At 38.0% G+C, this 23,720-nt stretch carries 26 protein-coding genes; 9 read left to right on the forward strand and 17 right to left on the reverse strand.

All coding sequences use genetic code 11. From position 1 onward, the window contains the following. Positions 1-213 precede the first annotated feature (213 nt). Positions 214-408, reverse strand: a complete 195-nt coding sequence (locus tag H514_RS0104650) for a hypothetical protein (RefSeq protein WP_027445910.1) — start codon at positions 406-408, stop codon at positions 214-216. A 135-nt stretch (positions 409-543) separates the two neighbouring features. On the opposite strand from H514_RS0104650, the gene H514_RS0104655 reads away from it, so the two are divergent. Beyond that, positions 544-924, forward strand: coding sequence for a kinase-associated lipoprotein B (locus tag H514_RS0104655; RefSeq protein WP_027445911.1), 381 nt, complete (start codon positions 544-546; stop codon positions 922-924). 620 nt (positions 925-1,544) lie between these two features. Here the strand turns inward: H514_RS0104655 and H514_RS0104665 are convergent. From H514_RS0104665 to H514_RS0104675, 3 genes are all read right to left on the reverse strand, one after another. After that, the gene (locus H514_RS0104665) at positions 1,545-2,732 is read right to left on the reverse strand and encodes a cation:proton antiporter (protein ID WP_233422672.1); all 1,188 of its coding nucleotides are present in this window, start codon (positions 2,730-2,732) and stop codon (positions 1,545-1,547) included. 5 nt (positions 2,733-2,737) lie between these two features. After that, positions 2,738-3,226 carry a cation:proton antiporter regulatory subunit gene (locus H514_RS0104670; RefSeq protein ID WP_027445914.1) on the reverse strand — a complete coding sequence of 163 codons (489 nt, stop codon included), beginning with the start codon at positions 3,224-3,226 and terminating at the stop codon, positions 2,738-2,740. A 102-nt stretch (positions 3,227-3,328) separates the two neighbouring features. After that, entirely contained in the window at positions 3,329-4,384 is a 1,056-nt protein-coding gene (locus H514_RS0104675; RefSeq protein ID WP_027445915.1) for an HD-GYP domain-containing protein, read from the reverse strand. Between the two features lie 213 nt (positions 4,385-4,597). On the opposite strand from H514_RS0104675, the gene deoD reads away from it, so the two are divergent. Then, on the forward strand, positions 4,598-5,308 hold the full coding sequence (deoD, locus tag H514_RS0104680; RefSeq protein WP_027445916.1) for a purine-nucleoside phosphorylase: 711 nt from the start codon (positions 4,598-4,600) through the stop codon (positions 5,306-5,308). Positions 5,309-5,411: 103 nt separating this feature from the next. Next, complete coding sequence (locus H514_RS0104685; protein WP_027445917.1) at positions 5,412-5,798, forward strand: hypothetical protein; 387 nt, start codon at positions 5,412-5,414, stop codon at positions 5,796-5,798. 84 nt (positions 5,799-5,882) lie between these two features. On the opposite strand, the gene H514_RS0104690 is transcribed toward H514_RS0104685, so the two are convergent. Further along, complete coding sequence (locus H514_RS0104690; protein ID WP_027445918.1) at positions 5,883-7,373, reverse strand: leucyl aminopeptidase; 1,491 nt, start codon at positions 7,371-7,373, stop codon at positions 5,883-5,885. A 240-nt stretch (positions 7,374-7,613) separates the two neighbouring features. Between H514_RS0104690 and H514_RS0104695 the strand changes: the two genes are divergently transcribed. Then, a complete protein-coding gene (locus H514_RS0104695; protein ID WP_027445919.1) occupies positions 7,614-8,087 on the forward strand; it encodes a divergent PAP2 family protein in 474 nt (157 codons plus the stop codon). 40 nt (positions 8,088-8,127) lie between these two features. On the opposite strand, the gene H514_RS0104700 is transcribed toward H514_RS0104695, so the two are convergent. The 4 genes from H514_RS0104700 to H514_RS0104715 form a co-directional block, all read right to left on the reverse strand. Further along, positions 8,128-8,454, reverse strand: a complete 327-nt coding sequence (locus H514_RS0104700) for a hypothetical protein (protein WP_027445920.1) — start codon at positions 8,452-8,454, stop codon at positions 8,128-8,130. A 134-nt stretch (positions 8,455-8,588) separates the two neighbouring features. Further along, positions 8,589-9,278, reverse strand: a complete 690-nt coding sequence (locus tag H514_RS0104705) for a 3D domain-containing protein (RefSeq protein WP_027445921.1) — start codon at positions 9,276-9,278, stop codon at positions 8,589-8,591. Between the two features lie 142 nt (positions 9,279-9,420). Beyond that, positions 9,421-9,738, reverse strand: a complete 318-nt coding sequence (locus tag H514_RS0104710; protein ID WP_036842042.1) for a YuiB family protein — start codon at positions 9,736-9,738, stop codon at positions 9,421-9,423. A 316-nt stretch (positions 9,739-10,054) separates the two neighbouring features. Continuing rightward, positions 10,055-11,275 carry an NAD(P)/FAD-dependent oxidoreductase gene (locus tag H514_RS0104715; RefSeq protein WP_027445923.1) on the reverse strand — a complete coding sequence of 407 codons (1,221 nt, stop codon included), beginning with the start codon at positions 11,273-11,275 and terminating at the stop codon, positions 10,055-10,057. Between the two features lie 700 nt (positions 11,276-11,975). On the opposite strand from H514_RS0104715, the gene H514_RS0104720 reads away from it, so the two are divergent. Beyond that, the gene (locus tag H514_RS0104720; RefSeq protein WP_231566571.1) at positions 11,976-12,965 is read left to right on the forward strand and encodes an NAD(P)/FAD-dependent oxidoreductase; all 990 of its coding nucleotides are present in this window, start codon (positions 11,976-11,978) and stop codon (positions 12,963-12,965) included. Positions 12,966-13,016: 51 nt separating this feature from the next. Here H514_RS0104720 and H514_RS0104725 read toward each other — a convergent pair whose 3' ends face one another. From H514_RS0104725 to H514_RS0104750, 6 genes are all read right to left on the reverse strand, one after another. Next, positions 13,017-13,562, reverse strand: a complete 546-nt coding sequence (locus H514_RS0104725; RefSeq protein ID WP_027445925.1) for a hypothetical protein — start codon at positions 13,560-13,562, stop codon at positions 13,017-13,019. A gap of 126 nt (positions 13,563-13,688) precedes the next feature. Further along, positions 13,689-14,048, reverse strand: coding sequence for a HesB/IscA family protein (locus H514_RS0104730; RefSeq protein ID WP_027445926.1), 360 nt, complete (start codon positions 14,046-14,048; stop codon positions 13,689-13,691). Positions 14,049-14,180: 132 nt separating this feature from the next. Continuing rightward, entirely contained in the window at positions 14,181-15,128 is a 948-nt protein-coding gene (gene lipA, locus H514_RS0104735; RefSeq protein ID WP_027445927.1) for a lipoyl synthase, read from the reverse strand. A 26-nt stretch (positions 15,129-15,154) separates the two neighbouring features. Continuing rightward, positions 15,155-15,973 carry a lipoate--protein ligase family protein gene (locus H514_RS0104740; RefSeq protein ID WP_027445928.1) on the reverse strand — a complete coding sequence of 273 codons (819 nt, stop codon included), beginning with the start codon at positions 15,971-15,973 and terminating at the stop codon, positions 15,155-15,157. A gap of 170 nt (positions 15,974-16,143) precedes the next feature. Beyond that, on the reverse strand, positions 16,144-16,380 hold the full coding sequence (locus H514_RS0104745; protein WP_027445929.1) for a YuzB family protein: 237 nt from the start codon (positions 16,378-16,380) through the stop codon (positions 16,144-16,146). Between the two features lie 101 nt (positions 16,381-16,481). After that, positions 16,482-16,805 (reverse strand): DUF1462 family protein, encoded by a 324-nt coding sequence (locus tag H514_RS0104750; RefSeq protein WP_027445930.1) that lies wholly within the window; start codon positions 16,803-16,805, stop codon positions 16,482-16,484. Between the two features lie 233 nt (positions 16,806-17,038). On the opposite strand from H514_RS0104750, the gene H514_RS0104755 reads away from it, so the two are divergent. Further along, positions 17,039-17,269 (forward strand): NifU family protein, encoded by a 231-nt coding sequence (locus H514_RS0104755; RefSeq protein WP_231566570.1) that lies wholly within the window; start codon positions 17,039-17,041, stop codon positions 17,267-17,269. Positions 17,270-17,646: 377 nt separating this feature from the next. Here the strand turns inward: H514_RS0104755 and H514_RS0104765 are convergent, their stop codons facing one another. Together H514_RS0104765 and yutH are read right to left on the reverse strand one after the other, a co-directional pair. Next, complete coding sequence (locus H514_RS0104765; protein WP_027445933.1) at positions 17,647-18,615, reverse strand: 2-hydroxyacid dehydrogenase; 969 nt, start codon at positions 18,613-18,615, stop codon at positions 17,647-17,649. 74 nt (positions 18,616-18,689) lie between these two features. Beyond that, positions 18,690-19,673: a spore coat putative kinase YutH gene (yutH, locus tag H514_RS0104770; RefSeq protein WP_027445934.1), complete on the reverse strand. Its 984-nt coding sequence runs from the start codon at positions 19,671-19,673 to the stop codon at positions 18,690-18,692. 156 nt (positions 19,674-19,829) lie between these two features. On the opposite strand from yutH, the gene H514_RS0104775 reads away from it, so the two are divergent. The 3 genes from H514_RS0104775 (at position 19,830) to H514_RS0104785 (ending at position 23,675) form a co-directional block, all read left to right on the forward strand. Next, on the forward strand, positions 19,830-20,336 hold the full coding sequence (locus H514_RS0104775) for a phosphatidylglycerophosphatase A family protein (RefSeq protein ID WP_027445935.1): 507 nt from the start codon (positions 19,830-19,832) through the stop codon (positions 20,334-20,336). A 132-nt stretch (positions 20,337-20,468) separates the two neighbouring features. Beyond that, on the forward strand, positions 20,469-22,010 hold the full coding sequence (locus tag H514_RS0104780; protein WP_027445936.1) for a hypothetical protein: 1,542 nt from the start codon (positions 20,469-20,471) through the stop codon (positions 22,008-22,010). Positions 22,011-22,124: 114 nt separating this feature from the next. Continuing rightward, on the forward strand, positions 22,125-23,675 hold the full coding sequence (locus H514_RS0104785) for a hypothetical protein (protein ID WP_027445937.1): 1,551 nt from the start codon (positions 22,125-22,127) through the stop codon (positions 23,673-23,675). Positions 23,676-23,720: the final 45 nt, after the last annotated feature.

Below are 23,720 nucleotides of genomic sequence, written 5' to 3' on the forward strand. Positions count from 1 at the left end.
AAGTTCGTCACGTCCTGTGACAACGCCGATCTGACCCACGTCGTGTGGGCCCAAGTTCGTCACGTCCTGTGACAACGTCGATCTGACCCACGTCGTGTGGGCCCAAGTCCCTTCGTTGCTGGGCGCTGGAGCTGGATGTGGCCCCACTTTTATTAAAAAGTTATACACAAGCCACAATCTAAAGAACAAAAAAGCCCCTTCTACAAGAAGAGACTAAGAACGGGGCTCATTATCTGATTCATCTATATTGTGAGTATCATATGTTTCATCAACGATTTCTTTCTCTTTCTTAGCAGCCTTTAAAATAATACGCATTGTTACAAAGGCCCCTAAAGCGAAAAAGAGTAATGTAATTAGCGCTGGAATGTATTCGGTCTTATCTTGTGGAAAATATAGAAATTCCATCATAAGCTATCACGCCTTTCACCAATATCACCGATTCTATTATACCAAATTCTATCCAGAACGACACTACGTGAAAGTGAACAGTGAGTGACAAGTTATGTTATGATGAGCCTAAAATAGAATGTTGGAGGAATAAAAATGGCAGAATTGCAACCTGGAGATAAAGTTCAAGCACATTATAAAACAGGGAAATACATTGGAGAGATTATGGAAGATCGAGGTCATGCCTACTTAGTAAAAGTATTGGCAGTCCTAAAGCACCCACAACAAGGTGACTTACATAACCCTGGTAAAACGGAGAATGTGTTCTTCCACGAACGAAAAGCTTTAGCTCATAATGAAAAAGCAAACATTTCGAAATCCTCATTGAGTGAGCATGATGGAGAAATTCCAAATTATCAAGATTCTTTAAGAGAGGCTTTGGATAAACTTAAACAAAAACTCGCTGCAAAAGATGATGAGTTCAGTGAAAAAGCTCAGCATCAATTAGCGGAATTAGAAAAACGATATTTCAAGTAATATTCCCCTTCTTCAGTCAAAGCCCTCTATTATTGAAGACTTGGGTTCGAGATAAAACTATGTTGTGGAGTCCTTTGCTGGAAAGAGAGTAAGGGGTTCGTTGAAACGGCAATACTCCTGCGGAAGACCAGCTGAGCCTCCTCATACGCTACGCTCCTTGCGGGGTCTCATCTGCCCTTTCTACCGCGGGAGTTTGCCATTTCCCTCACCCCTTTGCGGTTATGGGGAATAACGGACCCTAGTTGTGTGAGCTCTAAACCATACGGACATCTGTTCCGTTATTTGTTTTAAATCACCTTGGAAAAAACCAATTTGCCACAAAATAAGGTATCATATGTCCGTAAGCATCGACCTCTCAATATCGCTGCGGTTCCGTTAGTCACCATTCGGCTAAGGTGGGCTGTGGAACGGGTTGACTCCTCCGGTAGAAAGGGCGAGCGAGATCCCGCAGGAACGAAGTGACGAGGAAGCTCGATCGGTCTTCCGGGGAAAGCAACCCGTTCCACAGCCCGCCGATCTCCACAAAAGCGACGGAACCATCCCGCACCAGCTTATTCCACATCACTCCCATATAACCAATAAAAAAGTCCTACACCATCAAGGTATAGGACTGTGAAGAGTTATGATCCAGGTACTTTTAAGTTCTTCTTTTTCTTCTTCGGTTTTCCATAAATAAGATTGGTGATATTTGGCGCTCGTTCAAATAAGAGCATGCCTATAAACGCCGCAACAAGAATGTACATGCCGCTAAACACCTTAATCGTACCAGTTGCCAATGCCGCAATCACAACGGAAAATTCTCCTCTCGAACAGATCGACAAACCTGCTCTTAAGGATACACGCTTTGATAATCCATAAAGCTTACCACCTATAATTCCAACAAGCAGCTTGGCAATTAACCCCCATCCAATCAATGTGAGTAACAGACCTAACATTGGAATACCATCACCGAACTCAATCGTCGTTCCAAAGTAAACGAAAAATAAAGGAAGCATCAAATCTTTAACAGGCAAGACAGTCTGCTCAACACGCTCAATCTTACCAATTTCCGCAAGCATGATTCCTGCAAGAAATGCTCCTAACACTTCAGAAAGATCTAGATATAAAGCAAGACCTCCATAAGCTAAGGCAATACCGATGAGTAAGGCAATTTTAAAGTCCTCATCATCAATTTTTTCAAGCAACACTTCAAACCTTTTAAATAACGTTTTACCAAGGATAATCGCACCTAATGCTAATCCAACAATTTTTCCAATTAAGATAGCAAGGTCGATGGGAGCAAAATCTCCACCACTACTCATCCCCATAATAATTGCGACTACAATGGGAGCAACTAAGTCTTCAAAAATTAATAAAGCCAAAATAAACTCTGTTTCACGGTTTGCCATACGACTTGTATCATCGAGCAACTTAGCTGTGATAGAAGAACTTGTTGCATATGTAACGCCACCAATTAAGAAGGACGTAAAGAGGTCAAGGCCGAATGCATACGTTATGGCCATCGACACTCCTAAGCTTAGACCAACATCAAGAAACCCAGCCGGCCATATCTTCTTAGCAATACCACCTAGTCGTTTGATATTAAACTCTAACCCTAAAAGGAAAAATAACAATACGATTCCAATTTCACTAGCGAAATGCAATAACTCATTATGATGCAGTGCCCCCGCTAGCACAATACCAAGTAAAATATATAAAATAACATTCGGAAATTTTATTTTGAGACTTAAAAAACCTAGCCAAAAAATGAGTAACAGGACAAGTCCAGCACCTAATAATGATGGCATCTCTATATCAAATGGAATCAATGGGATCATTCCTCTCCCTTACATAATGCTGTAAGTGAAGCAATTTGATCTTTCTTACCAATCCCCATAAGTACGTCACCTGGTTTCAACGTTGTATATGCCTCTGGGATGGCAATAATGTCATCTCCTTTTACAATTCCAATAATCGTAGCTCCTGTTTGATTTCGAACCTCAGACTCTTCAATCGTCTTATGTGCAATAGAAGATGCTTCTTTAATTTCCACCCAATCAATAACGATTTGGTTATTAAACATCTTAAGCTTATCGGCATCAACAGGTTGATAGGTTGCACCAAGCAATTGTGCTCCAAGTTCTCTTGTTTCATCACCAGTTAGATCCATTCCAAAATCCGCTTCTTCGCTGTCAGCATCCTCAAAAAAGTATAATTCACGTTTTCCTGTATGATGAACAATTAAAATGAGCTGACTATCTTCAGCAGTAGTTAATGTAATTTTTTGACCGATACCAGGTAATTGGGATATAGATATATTCATTCGGATATCTCCTTTCAACATGTATCATTATGTTTGTATATGCTTCACTTAAACAATTCGTTCAACAAGCTTTATTAAGTCATTCCCTATTCACACCAGGTTTTAATCTTGTACCATGCGATTAATAAATAACGTTGGTGCTTTTGCCAGATTAATTTCTTCAACATCATAATGCATATACTGATTTGTCGTATTATTAGAAAAAATACGTACAATCGGACGTTGGGGTAGTCCTTTATTCTGCCCAACTATTGTAGCGATACTTCCATTAGATAAGTGGACATTACTTCCATTCGGATAAAATGCAACACTTCTTAAAAATTGCCAAACAACATCTCGGTCAAACTTCTCCCCAGCTAACCCCATGATCTGTTCCCCTGCTTCATAAGGTAGTAGGGGTTGACTTCCATCTTGTGGCGATACTAAATTGTCGTAGGTGTTCGCCACAGAAACAATACGTGCGTAAGGATGAATATTTTCACCTTTAACTCCCCTCGGCTCACCACTTCCATCAAGATACTCATGGTGTTGAAAGGCTACATGGGCAGATACCGTACTTATTTCTCTATTTTTACGCAAAGTATTAAATCCAATCCAAGCATGATGTTCATTTGCAGCAAGTCCATCTTTTTGTTTCTTACCCACCTTGCCAACATCATGAAGTATAGCACCAATCCCCAGCTCTATAAGCTCTTTATTGGTGTATTGGAGCTTAATCCCCACAAGCACTGACATGACCGTTACGTGCATAGAGTGGATTAATAGTTCATTATCCTTAGTCCGGATATCTTCTAATTGTAATAACACATCTTTATTATGTAATAGTTCATCAATAATATTTTTCGTGGTTTGGCCAAGATCCTTTGTATGAAAATCTTTCCCCTCTTGAATGATTCCTAACGATTCAGAAAGGTTTTTCATAACTTCACGCTTCGTTTTATCGGAAATGGAGGATTCATCCTCTGACTCAGGAATGTCTTTTCCCTCTTCTTCATCGTCCATCACATAAACAGCATGTACTCCCATGCGTTTAAGACGGCCGATTAGTCCAATCGTTAATGAAATCCCTTTTCCTAACAATACACGTCCATCATTGGCATAGATATTCCGTCCCAGTCTATCACTTTGCTCTAATTGATCAATTGGTCTATATTTCATACAAAATCCCCTCGAACTACACCTTTGTTCTTATTTTAGCAGTCCTTCAACTGAAAACATAGTAAATATATTCCTCCATGATCTGAAAACGTTCCCATTTGTGTTCTTAAAACCGTTATGGTATTTTTACATTGTAGATGTCAGACAACCTGAATTTTCTATTCATGACATTACTTTTATGAGAAACAATGAACTCAAGGAGGTTTATACCATATGACAGTACATATTGGTGCCAATAAAGGCGATATTGCAGATAAAATTTTACTACCTGGAGACCCTCTTCGTGCGAAATATATTGCAGAGAACTTTTTAGAGGATGTTACTTGCTATAACGAAGTTCGTGGTATGTACGGCTTCACAGGTACATATAAAGGAGAACGTATCTCTGTACAGGGAACAGGTATGGGTGTACCGTCCATTTCGATCTATGTAAATGAACTTATTCAGAGCTATGACGTACAAAAGTTAATCCGTGTAGGTTCTTGTGGTGCTTTACAAAAAGACGTGCAAGTTCGTGATGTTATTCTTGCATCTACTTCATCTACAGACTCTCAAATGAACCGTATGGTATTTGGCGGTATCGACTTTGCTCCAACAGCAGACTTTAGCTTATTAAAAGCTGCCTATGACGTAGGTGAAGAAAAAGGGCTTAACTTGCGCGTAGGTAATGTATTCACAAGTGATAGCTTCTACCGCGATAACGCAAAAGAATTATTCGATCAACTTGCTGACTATAACGTACTAGCAGTTGAAATGGAGACGACAGCTCTTTATACTCTTGCATCAAAATTTGATCGTCAAGCGCTTTCTGTTCTAACAGTAAGTGACCATATTATCACAGGTGAAGAAACCACATCTGAAGAACGACAAACAACGTTCAACGAAATGATCGAAGTAGCATTAGAAGCTGCAATTCAAGATTAAACCTACAAAACGAGCCTCAATAAGAGGTTCGTTTTTTTATAAACTATTTTCACTCTTACCTTACACTTGCATATAGTGTGTATGAGAAAAGGAGGCCTGAAATATGAACCCTTACCAAAACCATTACCCTGTATATTACACTCCCTATATGCTTGTACCTGTAAATCCACTTCAATATCAGCAGCAAATCGTGTCTCGTCAATACCCAGATGTAACCACTAAAAAATTTCAAGAATCCTCTCAAGCCTATCAAAATTTAATCAATGATTCTCAGATTATTTCGCAGCGTTTTGCGGAATCTGGAAATTTACGCCGTAAGGTAATGCGTGCGGCACAAAAATCAGATCACAATACGGTTGTTCATTTAATACAGAATACAGGTATCTCACACCCAATTGAGGTTTCATATAACCCAGACAGTATAAAAGTGACGATAATGGATATCGAGGAAAGTCCAACCAGTAAGCTTATTATGGCATTACGTTGGTAGGTTTCCTTTACACCGAAATCCCTTTTGCACTCTTAAAATAAAAAAGCATGGCCCTGTATAAAAAGACCATGCTCTTATAGATGTCTACCTTGTTAAAACATAATGTGCTAACGTACGAGCCATAACCCCCGTTGGACCTTTTGGACCTAAATCATATTCTGTCCCTGGATTAGATGTACCTGCAATATCTAAGTGAACCCATGGTGTACTTTCAGCAAATTCCGCCAAGAAGGAACCAGCCATAATCGCATGCCCTTTACGTCCTGGTGAATTATTTAAATCAGCAACATCACTTGATCTTACTTGATCTCGATATATTCCATTATATGGTAATTGCCAAATCGGCTCATCTGTATATTTAGATGCTTTATCAAGTTCTGTAAACAAATCATCATTATTCGTCATCGCACCTGTAACCCAATCCCCAAGTGCAACTACTACACCGCCAGTAAGCGTTGCAACATCAATTATTTTTTCAGCTTTATGATGCTTAGCATAGGTGATTCCATCAGCAAGAGCTAGGCGACCTTCTGCATCTGTATTAAGCACCTCTATCGTTTTCCCACTTAATGAAGTAATCACATCATCAGGTTTGAAAGCAGAACCACTAATCATATTATCTGTGGAAGGGATAACAGCGACGATGTTTTGCTTTGGTTTAAGACGACCTATTGTATCCATTGCACCAAGTACAGCGGCAGCTCCCCCCATGTCACCCTTCATACCTACAATGCCATCCTTCGGCTTAATCGAGTATCCACCTGTATCAAAAGTAATTCCTTTTCCTACAAGACCTACAACGTCATCCCATTTTTCTTTACCCTGGTATTTCAAAACGATCATCTTTGGTGGCTCAGTTGACCCTTGGTTTACGGCTAAAAGAGCTCCCATACCTAAACGTTCCATATCTTCTCTTTCCAGAATTTCTGTTTCAAAATCATACGTTGTAGCAAGTGTCATGGCATACTCAGCTAAATCCGTGGCTGTTAATAAGTTACCAGGTGTTTGAACTAAATGACGGGCCGTGTTCACACCATGTCCAACTGCCACTCCCTCTTCAAGAGCTTTTGTAAGTAAGCCAGATTCTTGGTCAGATAAAATACGAACAGATTCGATGACTTGTTCTGGTTTTTCATTACTTGTTTTGTAGTGTTCAAACTGATAAGGAGCTACAATCATCGCTTCAGAGAACGCTTTAGAAGCTTCCTCCTCAGAGATTTCATCGGTTTGGAACGTATGTAGTAAACAAGTAACTTCAGAAACACGATCCTTACGTAGCTGCTTAAATAAAGGACCGAAAGCTTTCTTTAACTTTTGTACACTTAAATCTTTCTTTTTCCCTAACCCTACGACGTAGATACGCTTGGCTGAAGTTTGATTTAATGTAAATACCTTTGAAACTTTCTTATAATCGTTTGATAGATCTCCATCTTGCATATATTGATCTAGAGCTCCATCTAATGCATCGTTTAGTTGCTGATAAGCTGGTTGATGCTGTTTGTTTTCATGATATAAGCCTAGTACTAGAGCTTCCGTTTCTTGAAACATTTCTGTTGTTGGTTGTATTGTAAACAAAATCTCCACCTCCACTTGCTATTATACAGAAAAATCAATCGTTTTTGTGATTCAGTATTTCATGAGTGTGATATAATGAAAAAACACAAGTTTTTGCAGGGTAATCATATCCATATTTAATAATATTTTTACATACATAAAGCCTTGAATTTCCTCATTTTCATTTCCTTCGTGTTAAAATTAAAGGAGCAGAGTCAGGGTCAAACAATGTACTAGATGTAGAAAGGATGACACAGAAGCATGGAAATACTCTCCAATTTCCCCCTCTGGGCTGCTTTAACCGCAATTGTTTTTGCCCAGGTTGTTAAAATTCCCATTCATTACATTGCAACGAGAGAAGCAAATATAGGCCTCGTTTTCTCAACTGGAGGTATGCCTAGTAGTCACTCTGCTGCTGTTACCGCTCTTGCAACTGCTGTAGGGATTCAAGAAGGCTTCGGATCGAACATGTTTGCGATTGCATGTGTCTTAGCTGTAATTGTCATGTATGATGCAACAGGAGTCCGGAGACAAGCTGGTGAGCAGGCAGTGATGTTAAACATGCTAGCGAAAGACTTCTCACATTTTGTCGAAGAAGCAAAAGTGTGGAATAAAAAAGCAGAGTATGAAAAGCGTGAAGAATTGAAAGAATTACTTGGTCACCAGCCTATTGAAGTATTTTTTGGTGGAATCACTGGTGTTCTTTTAGCTATCGTTCTTAATTCTATGATTTAATACCACGTAAAAAGCATCAGCTATATAGCTGATGCTTTAATTATGCCATAAAGTATGGGGCATAATAGATCAATGTAATAATTAAACTAATAATCAAAAATAATATAAGTCCAAACATAATAGGTGTTATTTCAAAACGAAACAACTTCACTTGACCAGCATCCAGACCAGTCCACCCTTTTGTACCTGCCTTCGCAATATTATTAACCCGATTCATTTCAATACCCGACAACCAAATAACCCCAAAAATAAAAGCCCCTCCTAAAAATAGGACTTCCATGACTTGAACTCCCAAAAATGTAGCGATTACTAATATTAATAAAAATTCAAAGAAAATTGTACCGAATACAATAAAAAAAGACTTCATTCCTTTTCCAACTCCTCAAACTAACCTTTTATATGTCTAACGATTTAAAAAGGAAAAAGTTTCAATTTTATTTTTTCATACAACACAAATAAGAGCTTGGATGAACCAAGCTCTTATCGTTACCGGTCTTTGCGTTAACTTTGTAGAATTTCTTCACGGAACACCTGAAGTTGTTCATTTTGATTTAAGGTAACAAGCGTATCTTCAGAAAGCCTTCCGTTTCCTTTTTTCACAACATATACATCAACGCGTTTTTTACCCCATTTTTCGTAAACATCATCAACAGTTTCATAATAAAGATCGATCTTATTTCCCTGGATAGCTGAACCTTTATCAGCCACAACTCCAAATCCGTAATCAGGAATATAAAGAATTGTTCCAATTGGATAAATATCCAAATCTGCTGCAATCGTAGAATATAGATCCCGCTTAACTTTTACACCTGAATACGTAATGCCGTACATTGGGTGGTCCGGTGTTTTACCTGTTGACTCTACACCAGCAGTGTACCCAGTTGCTAGCACTGTTGATTTAGGAAACTGTGAAAAATCTACTGCTTCCTCAATTGAAGTTGGTCCTTGGATCTGCTGACTAGAAATATAACGAGTTTTAGAATCTGCATATTTGAATTCTTTTTTCTTTAAACTTACTTGGCGATCCTCGTGTTCATCATAAGTAGATTGAAAAGGATATAAAGACTTTGTTTGATTGTGGATCCAAACGCCAACCTCAACGGCCGAGACATTCGAAATAGATGTAAATGTCGAACCTAATGCAGCTACCAGTAACCCCAACATCATGATTCGTTTCAGTAATGTTTTCATCTTGTTAACACCTCTCTCGAATGTCATCCTTGCCAAATCCATTAGGTAATATACAAATCCATTAAAAAAACACTACTTTTGTCCTGGTAAAAGGAAGTAGTGTTTAAGGAATATAAAAGCAGAGATAAATTCTCTGCCTCAATTAAAACATCTGATAGCCACGAACACGTAGCATTTTAATAACGATGCCAGAACAAATGGCTCCGGCTAAACCTGAAGAAAGGATAACAACATCCATAACATGAAGCTGAACTAAGTTTTCAAAAGCCACTTGAATAGATGAGCCGAATTGGGTGAAGTATTTTCCGATTGAGATATTATCCACGATTGTTAGGACAATGATTGGATAGAAAAAGGCTAAGAGCCATGTCTGACGAAATAGCATATTGACGATAAAAGAAATCCCAAAAAATAAAACAAAAAACAGAAGCACTGAGACTACCGCTTGTACAATATCCAAAGATGTTCTCCTCCTATATTTTAACGATCTTAGAAATTCCCTCTATAATATAGAGACCTTTTCTAATTTGTTCTTAGTCTTTTAAATTAAAACGGTTTCTAAAACATTTTATAATGCTCAAATCAAAAGCGCAAGTTCTCCTAGAGATTGTCACATAAACTTACGATTCATCCATACAAATACACGTTAGAAAAACACGGTTATCGCCAAAAATGGCGAAACCGATGTCTTTTCTTATACTTTAATCCTTTACAATAGTTACACTTTCTTAAAGCGTAAAAAAGCAAAGGCAGCTTAAGCTACCTTTGCTCTATCATTACTTCGTAAAGATATTAAATTTACCTTTTTTCAGTAGTAAGCCAACTCCGCCAAGCATGAACAGATAACGGTTGTCGATAACCTTCTTCATAACAGATGCTGTCCAACCAAATAGCTTTTTATCGCCAACTACGCCAATTGCTTGTCCTTCTCCTAAGGATGCAACGGTACCTTTTAAGTGTGGCTCAAATGGCTCAAGGTCTGATCCACCACGTACGAGCACTTTCAAGTTGTGCGCTACGTTTTCAGCTTCTTGCATAGCAATCTGTGCAGTTGGAGGATAAGGACGATCGTTTTCTTCGTTCATGATAAGTGCGCAGTCACCTACGATAAATACATCATCATGACCTGGTGCTAGAAGTGTATCAGAAACTTTTACGCGCCCACGCGCTGTTTCAAATCCAGCCTCTTCAACGATAGAGTTACCACGTACACCGGCTGCCCATACAACTGTGTTTGTAGGAATCTCTTCTTGCTGTTCGTCTTTTTCAACTAGAATCTTATCTTCATGTACTTCTTTAATCATTGTACCCGTTTTGAATTCAACGCCTTTTCCTTCAAGAAGGTTCATAGCGTATTCAACAAGTTCTTCATCGAAACCGGGTAGAACGCTTGGAGATGCTTCTACGTTCATAATACGAACTTTTTCACGAGGAATATCATATTCTTCACAAAGTTCAGGAACACGATTTGCAAGTTCACCGACAAATTCGATACCAGTGAAACCTGCACCACCTACAACAATGTTAAGCCTATCTTGACGTTCTTCTTTCTCATTGTTGTATTTAGCAAAATTGTACTCAATGTGCTCACGAATCATACGAGCAGAGTTGATATTGCTGATTGTGAACGCATTCTCTTTCAAGCCTGAGATACCGAAAGTTGCTGCTTCAAAACCTAGTCCAACTACAAGGTAGTCATACTCAAGGTCTCCATTTTCAAGCTTCACTTTCTTCTCATCTGAATTGATGGAAAGAACGGTGTCTTGAACAAAATTAATTTTGTTTGTGTCCACTACATCACTGATCTTCATACGAGTTTTGTCGTGGTGAAGTGTTCCGGCTGCATTTTCGTGAAGCCAAGTTGTTTGATAATGGTAGTTATGCTTGTTTACAAGGGTTACATTCGCTTCATTAGCACCTAGCATTTTTTGCAAACGTACAGTTGTAATCATGCCACCATAACCTGCTCCAAGAATGACAATATTTGGTCTCTTCATAACATATCACTTCCATTTACTATTAGTTTTTCACATTTCACGAAATCCATACAGTGGTTTGTGAATGGGTGGATTGTGACCAACTTCACGAACTAACACATTAAGAAAACTTGCCGATTGGCAAGCCGTAAGGCGCTGACAGAGGCCTAGTTGCACTGGTACTTGAACCTCAAATGTTTAACTACGTCGAAATCTCTACTTGCTAAACATTTACCCAATTCAACGTATTAAGAAAACTTGCCGATTGGCAAGCCGAAGGCGCTGACAGAGGCCTAGCTGCACTGGTACTTGAACCTCAAATGTTTAACTACGTCGAAATCTCTACTTGCTAAACATTTACCCAATTCAACGTATTAAGAAAACTTGCCGATTGGCAAGCCCATATAGCTTACTTGTAGTCAGGCAAGTAGATACAGTGTTGTGTCTTAGACATATGATGTATAGTGTCACATGGTTTTATGTGTTCTTAATGTGAAAAAGAAGACATACTTCAATTAGGGATTGTCATAATATCGTAAAATATTTTCTGAAATCATCATAGTCCTTTTTACTACAATTTTCAACCCTAAATGACAAATAAACGACATTCAGACATTTCAAATAGTTTTATCAAATTGGTGGTTTTGGTATTATTAAAGGTGGAGTGTCATAAGTATGGTAGAATAGAAAAGAAACGAAATTATGAATGGGGGAATCATTTGTGTCTGAACAAGTATATGATATTACCATTATCGGAGGAGGGCCTGTTGGCTTATTCACTGCGTTTTACGGTGGAATGAGACAAGCCAGCGTAAAAATCATCGAAAGCCTCCCTCAGCTTGGTGGACAGCTCTCCGCTTTATATCCAGAAAAATATATTTACGACGTGGCGGGCTTTCCAAAAGTTCGCGCGCAAGAACTAGTAGATAACTTGTGGGAGCAAGCAAACCAGTTTGATCCTGCTGTTGCTTTAGAAGAATCTGTACAAGTTGTTGAAAAGCTTGATGATGAAACATTTAAGCTTACAACAAATAAAGATGTACACTATTCCAAAACGATCATTATTACGGCAGGTAACGGTGCATTTTCACCCCGCCGATTAAAAATACAAGATTGCGAACACTTCGAGAAAACAAACCTTCATTATCATGTTGACGATATGAAAAAATTCGCTGGCCAAGATGTAATGGTTTGTGGTGGCGGTGACTCAGCTGTTGATTGGTCTCTTATGCTTGAACCAATTGCAAAATCCGTTACCCTTGTCCATCGTCGTGATAAATTCCGTGCGCATGAGCATAGTGTTGAACAGTTAAACAACTCTAGCGTCAATATTATGACACCATACTCGCCTGAAGAACTTGTTGGAACAGACCGCATAGAAGAGGTTGTGTTGAAAGAAACAAAAGGTGATCAGATTCATAACATTCCAGTTGATGCTATGATTGTAAACTATGGTTTCGTTTCTTCATTGGGACCAATTAAAGAGTGGAACTTAGATATTGAGAAAAACAATATTGTTGTAAACCAAAGAATGGAAACAAATATTCCTGGCATTTATGCAGCTGGAGACATTTGTACGTACCCTGGTAAAGTTAAGTTGATTGCTTCAGGGTTCGGTGAAGGTCCAACAGCAGTTAATAATGCTAAAGCAAAAATTGATCCGAATGCGAAAGTTCAGCCAATGCATTCAACTAGTCTATTTGGTTCCTAATTAGCATAAATCCCCTTGGCTTCATAAACCAAGGGGATTTTTATGAGTTTTCTAGGAGTTATCTCCTTGCTTTTCTACATCATATTTCATAATTCTATATAACCCATTTTGTAGTTCAAACACAGCAGTCAATGTTGCTTTACCATTAATATCGGTATTATTTTTTTGTGTTAGTTTGTACTTGCCAGCTTCCATCTGTTTGAAGTTAACGGATTTCTCAGGAACAAGAAAATGTTTATACTCTTCGTTTGTTTTCAAATACAGACCTTCATCACGCTCTTCATATATTTTATTTACAATCGGTTTAATAACATCTTTACTAGCGATCTCATGGACATCATTAATAAGTTCTTTTTTTGTATCAAAGTTTTCAACTTTTCCCTCATCGTTCGTTTTTGGTAACAAGCGATCCTCAAACTCTGCCATTAAAGATTTCGCTTTATCTTGAGACAGCTTTTTGTCACCTTCACTATTCTCTTCACTCTTTTGGTCATTACCTTCACCACTACTTTGATCACCTGAAGTTGAATCGCCACAAGCTGATAACACTAATGTGAGGCTTAAGCCTAATAGCATTAGAATTTTTGATATGTTCATATAAGAATCCCCTTTTACAAGTGTGTTTTCTATATGTATTCACAGTATAAAGAGGTCCAAAACATGTGAACTCGTTAATTACGATCAAAAAAATAGCCTTACCGTAAAAGGTAAGACTATCTGTTCTTAACAATCTGTACTTGGCGCACCAGCATTTGTTGCCGTACGGAATGATGAACCACAACCGCAGTTTGCGATGGCATTCGGGTTATCGATCGTGAACCCGCCGCCCATCATGTTTTGTTTAAAGTCAATATTCGTACCTTCTACGATGGCAAGGTCTTGCTTATTGACTACAACAGGGATTCCATTAGCTTCGAATGTGGTATCAAGCTCTTCATTGATATCATATTCAAACCCCATTGCATATGAAAGTCCGCTGCAACCTCCACCTTTAACACCAAAACGTAGACGAACGTTATCCGATTCTTCTTTCATCATTTCTTGTATTTGTAGACTAGCGCTATCTGAAATGTTGATCGACATATGATGACCCTCCTTACGTCTGATCTTATTACTCAGTATACTAACAATTGGCTTTTGTATCAATTTTTGAATCTGAATCTTTTACTACAATTACGCAAAAAACCGCACACCCTAAGGCATGCGGTTTTAAAATTAAAAGTTCATCGTATCTAGTTTTTCCTCAGTAGACTCCTCATAGCCTTTCATGTATTTGATTCGGCGTTGAAGTGATGTTTCGTTAACCTGTTCATCAGCGTGGTAAGATGAACGGACAAGTGGGCCAGCCTGACAGTGTTTGAAGCCTTTTTCTAAAGCGATTTGGCGAAGTTCTTCAAATTCATCAGGATGATAGTAACGCTCAACTTTAAGGTGCTTTTTCGTTGGTTGTAAATATTGACCGATTGTCATGATATCTACATTGTGTGCAAGAAGATCGTCCATCGCTTGTACAATCTCTTCTTTTGTTTCACCCAAGCCTACCATTAAACTTGATTTTGTTGGTGTATTTGGAGCAATTTCTTTAACACGACGTAGCAACTCTAAAGAACGGTCATAAGTTGCCTTGGAACGAACTCTTGGTGTTAAACGGCGAACGGTTTCAATATTATGGTTAAAAATATCAGGTCCTGCATCCATTAATGTATGAAGGCTATCGTAGTCACCTGCCATATCGGATGGTAATACCTCTACAGTACAACCTGGTTGACGACGGTGGATTGCTTTAACTGTTTCAGCAAAAATGAATGCTCCACCATCACTTAGATCATCTCGTGCTACTGCTGTAACAACGGCGTGTTTTAGATCCATAAGCTCTACAGATTCAGCTACTTTTTCGGGCTCCTGGCGATCTATCTCGTTTGGAAGACCTGTTTTCACTGCACAGAAACGGCAACCGCGTGTACAAGTATCACCTAAAATCATGAAAGTTGCTGTTTTCCGCTCACTCCAACACTCATGAATATTTGGGCATCTAGCTTCCTCACATACAGTATGTAAGCCGCGTTCACGCATAATACGCTTTAGTTTATTGTAGGATTTGTTCGTCTTGATGTTAATTTTCAACCATTCCGGCTTGCGTAAATGTTCTTCTTTTTTACTCATTCGCCCACATCCTTTATTAAATTTGCTTAGCGATAATAAGTCCATTCGTCATTAGCATATCGCTCTTCTGCTAACTGATTCACTTCTGCTAATTGTTCTTCTGTTAATGTAAAAGGCTCCAATTGTATTCCTAGACCCTTTTCAAAACCTGAGTAGAAGGCTTTTTTCACTTCATCTAGCGAAACTTCACGTCCTGTCACTTCATTAATAGCAACAGCTTTTCCACTAAAGGCCTTGCGTGCACGTTCTTTTATTCGCTCATTTGGATAAATGAACATATCAAACAACGCTGTTTCATCTACCTCTATTGGAATTGAACCATGCTGTAAAATGACACCCTTTTGTCTAGTTTGGGCACTACCTGCTGCTTTTTTGCCCTCAACAATTAATTCATACCAGGATGGCTCTTCAAAGCAAACGGCTGAGCCCGTTTGTTCGAGCTTTCCTTCAGGAATAGAGAAATCTGCTTGAACATCTAAGTTTCGAAAACCTTGAAGAATCCCTTCAGAGATCACCCTATAAGCTTCTGTTACGGATGGTGGCATTGATTGGTGAGTCTCAGAGACGATGACGCTATATGTAAGTTCATTATCATGGAGTACAGCACGTCCACCTGTAGGTCTTCTCACCAACCCATAACCATATTCATTCACGGCATCCACATCAATTTTTCCACTAAGCTTTTGAAAATAACCGACTGACAGTGTCGCTGGCTCCCAACCATAAAAACGAATGACAGGCGGAATAAGTCCTTGACTATGCCAGTTCAGTAATGCTTCATCCAATGCCATATTATAAGCAGGCGAAGCATGGCCAGAGTCAATAAAATACCATGTTTCTGACATGTTGTACCTCTTTTCTATTTTGTCCCTTTAGTGAATTAAAATAATCAAATTTATTCTAACAAGGTTATATCTTCCATGTAAACTGCTCTGCACTTTTTGAGCCGACCGAATCAGATGACAAAAGTATGATATACAAAAACGCGATGTGATAACATCGCGTTTCTATTTCATTAGAACAGGGGATTCTCTTCTAAGTGCTGATATACATTTTCTACTAATTCTTCGGGTGTTTCTCCAGTTACACGATCCCCATTCACTAGACAAAAAAGGGACTGGGCACATAGGCCACAATGACTTAAACAGCCATATTCTATAACATCAAGATCTAGATCCTTCTCTAGCTCTTCTTTTGCTTTTTGTGATCCACTTGCTAAATTATTAATACAAAATTCGATGATCGGATTCATCGTTTTCACCTCTTGCTATTTAATATGATGAATCCCCTACTCAACGATCTATGCTACCATAGTTTCGGTATAAATCACAATATACATACACCTTTATTCATTTAACCTGTGGGCTGAATACCTTCCGATTCCAATGCTCTATAAACCGTTTTCAAGCGAGGGTTCCCTTCTCCAACGACTTCTCCATTCACGACCACGAGTGGATAAAAGTATTCGTCATCTAAAATCTTTTGTGTGAAATATTGATGCTCTTCTTGTTCGGGTGGTGTGAAAATATCAATATACTGAAACTGTAGATCACTAGAATCATATTTTCTTGATATAGCTGCTTCAAGCCACTCATATGTCTCCTTAGACCCAGGAGCATTCACACAACTTGCACATCGTTGCTCTGCACCATACACTGTGATAGTTGTTTTATTCATGCTTTCTCCTCCCTCTCTGACGAAGCATTTCTCTTATAATTCTATTTTACAAAAACCTGAAAAAAAGTTAAAATGATAATGGTTCTCAGTGAATGTAAAGAGAGACAATTATACTTTTTCATTATATAATGGATCTATCCATAGATGAACCAGATTGAGGAAATTGACGCAGTATAATAGATTTTTTATGAAGTGTGAATTATAATGAACATAAGAATGAAAGGAGAAGATGGATGATGGAAAACCAAGAACAAGTACAAGAGGTCTTAAATAAACTTCGTCCCTTCTTACTACGTGATGGTGGAGACGTTGAGCTTGTAGATGTAGAAGAAGGAATCGTTCGCCTTCGTCTAATGGGAGCTTGCGGAAGCTGCCCAAGTTCTACGATTACACTAAAAGCTGGTATTGAGCGTGCACTTGTAGAAGAAGTACCAGGTATTCGTGAAGTTGAACAAGTATTCTAAATCACTTTACTAAAAAACATGCAGCTATAAGCTGCATGTTTTTTTATATTGAATTGTTCTGTTAAAGCCCTCGTTTGTTGAAGACATGGATTCGAGATAAAGTGGGAGGAGGCAGTGCAGGGGGGCCAAGGGAATTCCGCGTCTAGCCGAGCAATTCCGTCGCTTACCTGAGCAATTCTATCGCCTACCCGATTCCGTCGCTTACCCGAGGGAGTACTGTTCCTTCCCACAAGAACATAGCCCGCCGCACTCCATAAAAGCAACGGAACCACCCCACACCAGCTTATTCCAGATAACTGCCATAATACTGAACAACTTGTCTTTAAATAAGTCATAATAAATAAAAAAGATCTCTCAATTAAGAGAGATCTTCGCCATTAAGGGTTTACTTTTGTCTTAGCTTCCTGACCATTCCACACACGCTGTATATTTTCGAAGCAAAGTTCCATCATATTCTTTCTAGTTTCCTCGCTAGAAGACCCAATATGAGGCAATGCAACAACGTTCTCTAATTGCAGTAAAGGGTGATCAGATGATATTGGCTCTTGAGCGAAAACATCAAGTCCAGCGGCTTTAATTTCACCTTTTTCAAGAGCTTTATAAAGCGCTTCTTCATCCACATTGGCTCCCCTAGATGCATTTACAAAAATAGCAGTGGATTTCATCTTTTCAAAAGCTTTCTGATCAAACATCCCTTTCGTTTCTTTTGTTAATGGAGCTAAACAAACCACATAGTCAGATTGCTCTAACAAATCTTCAAATGAAACATACTTTGCTCCAAGCTCCTGTTCGGCCCGCTCTTTACGACTTCGATTATGATAGAGAATATCCATATAAAATCCTGTAGCACGCTTAGCTACAGCTTCACCAATTCTTCCCATACCTACAATACCAATTGTTTTATGGTGAATATCATTGCCCGCTAACAATAAGGGTGCCCAATTTTGCCACTGACCTTCTTTCACATACTCAGCCGCTTCAACAATACGTCTTGCTGTTGCCATTAATAAAGAAAACGTTAAATCTGCTGTTGTTTCGGTTAGAACATCAGGTGTGTTGGTTATCGTTATCCCTTTTTCCTCAGCCTTTTTCACATTAATGTTGTCATAACCTACTGCCAGATTCGCAATAACTTTAACCTGTTGGCATTCATTTAGCAGCTCTTCATCCACCTTATCACTAAGCATTGTAATAAGGGCATCCGCTTTAGTTGCTTCTTGAAGTAAAGTTTCTCTGTCCACGGGTTTTTCTTTATAGTCCCACATATGAACATCAAAAATATCTCGGAATTGATTAACGACATCTTCTGGTAAAGATCTTGTGATATATACATACGGCTTTGACATGTTGATCCTCCTAAAACGATTACTTTGCCTACAATAGTACCATAATCACAAATTCATTACCTAGTCATAGAAGCTCAATCCCAATCTAAAACTGGAATATTTACGCGTTGGACATCTAAAGAAAGCTCAGCAAAAAAGCGATAGAGAATTTGTTCATATGTTTCTTGATAATGCAAAAGATCTCTCAAGGATTGTTCTGCCATTCGATTTCTCTTGTCCCCCTTTCCAAGTGCCCCTTCTAAAGAGTCAAACAAATGAACAGGTAAAAGCAAACGTGCATAAATCATCCTCCAACTAAAAACGGACAATGTTCTAGAGGACTCATAATCATCTAAAAAAGTTTGGATCTCTCCAAACGCTTCAAACCCTTTTTCGAGAAATTTGTATCTCATCCATTCGGCAATGTCACGAGTTGGATGATCATATAACAAAGTATGAGGCCATATGTTTTCGGATAACATAGAAGGATGTAGGCGTTGAAACGTAAATGTTCCTTGGTCTGTTTGATCATAACGCCAATCTTGCTCACTTTCTTGTAAGTATTGGATCGCGTTTTCGGTCATCCCTTCCAAATAAGGAAATGTTTCAATAAATAATCTTTGATATGAGGTGGCAGGTCTCTCCTCCCATTCCTGTTCGTATAAAGAAGTCCATGCATCCATTTTATCTTCCCAAAGTGTTTTCCATTGACCATATCGAGAGACATATTGAGGTTGGTAGGGGTAATCGTTACCTAATTGATGGAACCTGGCAAGCTTTGTTCCTTGTTTTTCTTGCACTGTATCAAAAGAAGGTGTATAAATAAGTGAGAATGTTTGGTTATCAAGGCTAGTCTGAAGTCGGCCTTCTGTTGTAAACAAAGGTATTGCGACGTTTTGAAAACCTTGATTTGCTAAATATTCACAAAGAGAGCGTTGTTCATATGCTTCTTCATCTGTAGTTGGCGGTTCTGGTATAAGAATATAATACCCATCACGCCCTTTAAATCCATGAAGACCAGAATGATAAATCTCTTCTCCTAATTCAATATTATACCGTTCTTGAATGATGTCTTTCATATTAGCACCTACCTTAAAAAGTGTCTTATTTTATATTTATGTATAAGTTCCAAAACCTTGAGCACTCTTTCCTGAATCACAACCATGATATTTGTTTCATAACATAATTTATGGGGAATAAATGATGTGTACAAACAAAGAAATAGGTGATAAAAAATGGCACAGCAAAAAATGACGCAGTTAGAAGAAAAAGCAAGAACATGGTTAAAAGAGAGAGGCGTAACACTAGATGATATCGCCGATCTCGTGTACTACTTACAGTCTAAATATCACGACGATTTATCGTTAGAAGAATGTAAAAGAAACGTGGATCGAGTTATTGGTAAGCGTGAAGTTCAAAACGCGATTCTCACAGGGATCCAACTTGATATTTTAGCTGAGAAAAAGCAGCTTGACTCACCGCTTCAAGAAACCATTGAAGTTGATGAAAGCCTATATGGAATTGATGAAGTTATAGCACTTTCTATCGTAAACGTATATGGTTCCATTGGGTTTACGAATTACGGATTTATTGATAAACAAAAACCAGGAATATTAGAAAAGCTAAATGACAAATCTTATGGCTGTAATACCTTCTTAGATGACATTGTTGGAGCAATTGCAGCTGCAGCATCCAGTCGTTTAGCCCATAGTACCGCAAGCGACGAAGAAATCGATGACTAAGTCATCGGTTTCTTTTTTTTATACATATGGTTGTTGAAGTAATTGTTTTTTAATTCGCAGAGTCATGGTAAAATCATGGTAAAATAAAGAAAATTTAGAGAGTTTTGTCCTAATTCTATTTTGGGGGTCATTATGTTAAAGAAAATTAGGAGAAATCTAGTTTGGATTGTTCCAATAATTATTATTACAACTATTGTTCTTGGGTTATTTTGGAGTAATCTAACACTAATTGCTAAGCAACCGAGTGATGAGTGGAGCCGGCATATAAAGATAGGTGAAACTCAAACGAATCGTACACCATTCTCTTACCAAAATGGTTCAGAGGTGAGGGTAGCCTTTTTTAATGAGGGGAAAATTTTCACGAAAACCTATAATCAGTCATTCGAGTTATTACATGGATCATCCAAATCTGTTCCATTCACAAAATGGGATCCGTTCTACTATAACAAAGGGGAACTAATTTACCATGAAGACGGTGAAATAATAAACGGTGAGACTGATGAATTCATTACAATGGCTGATAAGTTCTATCCTTTAGAAGATCATTTATTTTATTCAAAGGACCATGAAATTTATCAATTAAATCCTAAATCTAAGTCCTCTACTCTACTAGGAAGGATTTCTGATGAATACGAAACCATTGTGCCAATTGTACATAACAATAAAAAGTACTTTATGGCCTATAAATCTTTAGGGTTTAAAGTACCAATGGCTTTATATGAAGCACTTCCTAGTGGCGAACTAACCGTTAAAACAAAAGACATGCTAAAGGTTCCAATAAGTGAATATTTTAAAGACATTTCAGTGGCTACAAAGGATGAAGGGTTTGGGATTGTTGCAAAAACTGAAAATGATCGAAATGAACATCGTCTATATATATTAGAGAGTTCTTGGGATCGTCCATCATTAGAATTTAACTTATTAAACCTTAAAGACCCTAATACAGGAAGAAATTTAAAGGAAGCTGGTGATTTCAGGCCCTATTATAGGTATGGGCAATTACATGTAATCTTTCATGCCACAGGCTTTACTGAACGCGCCACGGAAACAATGAGTGCAAACAACATCTATCAATTCTCTAAAACGGACTCTGGAATCGATGTTCAACAAATTAGCAATACGAGATATTTCTCAACAAATCCATTACTACTCAATAAAGAAACGATTATGTGGCTCGATTATGGAATCAAGAAGAAAATTTTCATCTCGTCTAAGAATCCAAAGCTAATTGAAAAAGCAGATAGATTCACCCAAACAGACTTAACTATAGCACTCGGACAAACCGTCATGCACTTAGTTAAATCATTTACATCCATTTATTTAGCTTATCCATGGATCGTCGTACCACTTCTATTCTTTAGTATCCTTTTTCTCTTTTTTAAGAGATCAATGGATCAAAATTTACCTTGGGTTCTGTACAGTGGAATTGTCGTTTATATCATCGGTGCTTTACTGCTTGAAGAGCATTTCTTTGTACGTACCATTCAAGCTCGCGCACCTGATTTTGTAACCTTTACTGGATTTCCTTACGTATTTATTTTGTTATTCGGTCTGCTAGCCCTATTTTGTTTAATGTTTGTACGTCGAACATGGTCTGTAGGATATAAAGTTATGTACTTTGTAGGCTTGCACATTATCTTTCTTATGTTAACAATCGGAGGTTATATCTTATAAGAGCAATGTCATTGTATGCGATTGAAACATCCATTTTTTACAAAATAATGAAACCGTTTCATGAATGAGCCGTATAAATAGGAGGTCTCATTTATATTAAAAGGGGGAGACACAATGAAAGTACTTAAACAAAAACTCATTTGGATTGTTCCAATCACAATGGCATTTGCCTTTTTTTCTCTTTTGTTTTATCAAGGTGCTGAATCCGTATCCAATCAACCATCTAATGATTGGAGCCGAGGGATTGAAATAGGTGAATCAAACAGTAAGACACTGCCTAACCTTTATAAAACTGAAGATGGAAACTATCAAATGGCTATTTTTAACGATGGGACTCTGACGAAAAAGACATTCTCTAAAAACTTCACATTACAGAATGAGTCAACTATGGAGATCCCTTTTACAAAATGGGATCCGTATTACGCCTATAACGATACATTAATTTATCAACTTGATGATGAAATTATTCACCATGATTCAGGAGATGTGTTAGCAAAAGCTGATTCAATGTACGTTAATGAAGAAGATATTTATTATATCCAAGAAACTACTCTTTTCTCATTAGACCCTAACTCACTAGAAACAAAAGAACTAGGAAATTTACCTGAAGGTTATGAAGAGTATAAAATCACAAACCATAATGATATCCTTACAGTTATTGCAGACAGTACTGTTGCAAATAAGTTGAATTTTACAATGTTCCAACTCAAAAATGGAGACCTAAAAAAGGTGCAAGAACAGTCTATTAATGTCCCAGCCAATGAGAGCATTGTAGAAGTAGCTTATGCAGCCACTGATAAACGTTTAGGATTGGCTATGAAATCTTTTGTTGAAAGTGCCGGAAAAGATCCGTATCGTTTATATGTTTCAGAATTTCAGTCATCGGATGACTCCATATCTCCGAGGCTCATTAGCCCTATTGATCCGAATACGGGTTCAAGATTAAATGAAATCGGAGAAGTAACAGCCTCCTACCTTAATGACCAACTTAGTCTTGTGTTTTATGGTATCGGATTTAGTAAAGTTGATTATCAAACAAATTATGCTCCGAATATTTATGAGTTAAACGTTGTTGATGATGAAAATATCACTGCGAAAAGGAGAAGTAATACCTACCGCTTTTCAACAAAACCCAAACTTGTGAATGACCACATGGTAATGTGGCTGGATACGAATATTCCAAACACATTATATGTATCTTCCTCTAAACCTCAGGTGATTGAACAAGCATCTGGGTACACGAAAACAGATATGTTATTGGCTCTCGGGGTAACCATGAGTATGTTGACTAAAGCATTTCCATTTTTGATCCTTGCAATGAAATGGATGGTTTGGCCACTCATATTCTTCGTTCTTTTATTCTTATTCTATAGAAAGTCAATCGATCAAGATTATAATTGGGTTCTTTATTCTGCGATTGGGGTTTATTTATTAGGGGCGTTCATACAAAGTGGTACCATATTCACTCAAAAATTAAATGCTACTGCTCCAGCGTATATCGCTTTCCCAGGAAACTCTATTGTGCTTATATTAGTAGCTGGTCTGATTGCTTATGGTTGTATGCAGTTCATACACAGATCTACTTCTTCTGGTTATAAGGTTGTCTATTTTGTATTTGTCCATATTCTCGTATTATCACTTACAGTCGGACCATATGTATTTTAAAGAAAACTTGCCGATTGGCAAGCCTTTTTAGGCGCAGACAGAGGA

The organism is Pontibacillus marinus BH030004 = DSM 16465 (assembly GCF_000425225.1).
Taxonomy (GTDB): domain Bacteria; phylum Bacillota; class Bacilli; order Bacillales; family BH030062; genus Pontibacillus; species Pontibacillus marinus.

What these genes read in the sequence shown, in the direction of transcription:
- H514_RS0104700 (WP_027445920.1), bottom strand. Translation starts at nt 8,454, where the DNA reads ATGAAGTCTTTTTTTATTGTATTCGGTACAATTTTCTTTGAATTTTTA.
- H514_RS0104685 (WP_027445917.1), top strand. Translation starts at nt 5,412, where the DNA reads ATGAACCCTTACCAAAACCATTACCCTGTATATTACACTCCCTATATG.
- H514_RS0104670 (WP_027445914.1), bottom strand. Translation starts at nt 3,226, where the DNA reads ATGAATATATCTATATCCCAATTACCTGGTATCGGTCAAAAAATTACA.
- H514_RS0104705 (WP_027445921.1), bottom strand. Translation starts at nt 9,278, where the DNA reads ATGAAAACATTACTGAAACGAATCATGATGTTGGGGTTACTGGTAGCT.
- lipA (WP_027445927.1), bottom strand. Translation starts at nt 15,128, where the DNA reads ATGAGTAAAAAAGAAGAACATTTACGCAAGCCGGAATGGTTGAAAATT.
- H514_RS0104780 (WP_027445936.1), top strand. Translation starts at nt 20,469, where the DNA reads ATGTTAAAGAAAATTAGGAGAAATCTAGTTTGGATTGTTCCAATAATT.
- H514_RS0104775 (WP_027445935.1), top strand. Translation starts at nt 19,830, where the DNA reads ATGGCACAGCAAAAAATGACGCAGTTAGAAGAAAAAGCAAGAACATGG.
- H514_RS0104655 (WP_027445911.1), top strand. Translation starts at nt 544, where the DNA reads ATGGCAGAATTGCAACCTGGAGATAAAGTTCAAGCACATTATAAAACA.
- H514_RS0104730 (WP_027445926.1), bottom strand. Translation starts at nt 14,048, where the DNA reads ATGTCGATCAACATTTCAGATAGCGCTAGTCTACAAATACAAGAAATG.
- H514_RS0104750 (WP_027445930.1), bottom strand. Translation starts at nt 16,805, where the DNA reads ATGAATAAAACAACTATCACAGTGTATGGTGCAGAGCAACGATGTGCA.
- H514_RS0104745 (WP_027445929.1), bottom strand. Translation starts at nt 16,380, where the DNA reads ATGAATCCGATCATCGAATTTTGTATTAATAATTTAGCAAGTGGATCA.
- H514_RS0104675 (WP_027445915.1), bottom strand. Translation starts at nt 4,384, where the DNA reads ATGAAATATAGACCAATTGATCAATTAGAGCAAAGTGATAGACTGGGA.
- yutH (WP_027445934.1), bottom strand. Translation starts at nt 19,673, where the DNA reads ATGAAAGACATCATTCAAGAACGGTATAATATTGAATTAGGAGAAGAG.
- H514_RS0104765 (WP_027445933.1), bottom strand. Translation starts at nt 18,615, where the DNA reads ATGTCAAAGCCGTATGTATATATCACAAGATCTTTACCAGAAGATGTC.
- H514_RS0104715 (WP_027445923.1), bottom strand. Translation starts at nt 11,275, where the DNA reads ATGAAGAGACCAAATATTGTCATTCTTGGAGCAGGTTATGGTGGCATG.
- H514_RS0104695 (WP_027445919.1), top strand. Translation starts at nt 7,614, where the DNA reads ATGGAAATACTCTCCAATTTCCCCCTCTGGGCTGCTTTAACCGCAATT.
- deoD (WP_027445916.1), top strand. Translation starts at nt 4,598, where the DNA reads ATGACAGTACATATTGGTGCCAATAAAGGCGATATTGCAGATAAAATT.
- H514_RS0104740 (WP_027445928.1), bottom strand. Translation starts at nt 15,973, where the DNA reads ATGTCAGAAACATGGTATTTTATTGACTCTGGCCATGCTTCGCCTGCT.
- H514_RS0104650 (WP_027445910.1), bottom strand. Translation starts at nt 408, where the DNA reads ATGATGGAATTTCTATATTTTCCACAAGATAAGACCGAATACATTCCA.
- H514_RS0104755 (WP_231566570.1), top strand. Translation starts at nt 17,039, where the DNA reads ATGATGGAAAACCAAGAACAAGTACAAGAGGTCTTAAATAAACTTCGT.
- H514_RS0104725 (WP_027445925.1), bottom strand. Translation starts at nt 13,562, where the DNA reads ATGAACATATCAAAAATTCTAATGCTATTAGGCTTAAGCCTCACATTA.
- H514_RS0104785 (WP_027445937.1), top strand. Translation starts at nt 22,125, where the DNA reads ATGAAAGTACTTAAACAAAAACTCATTTGGATTGTTCCAATCACAATG.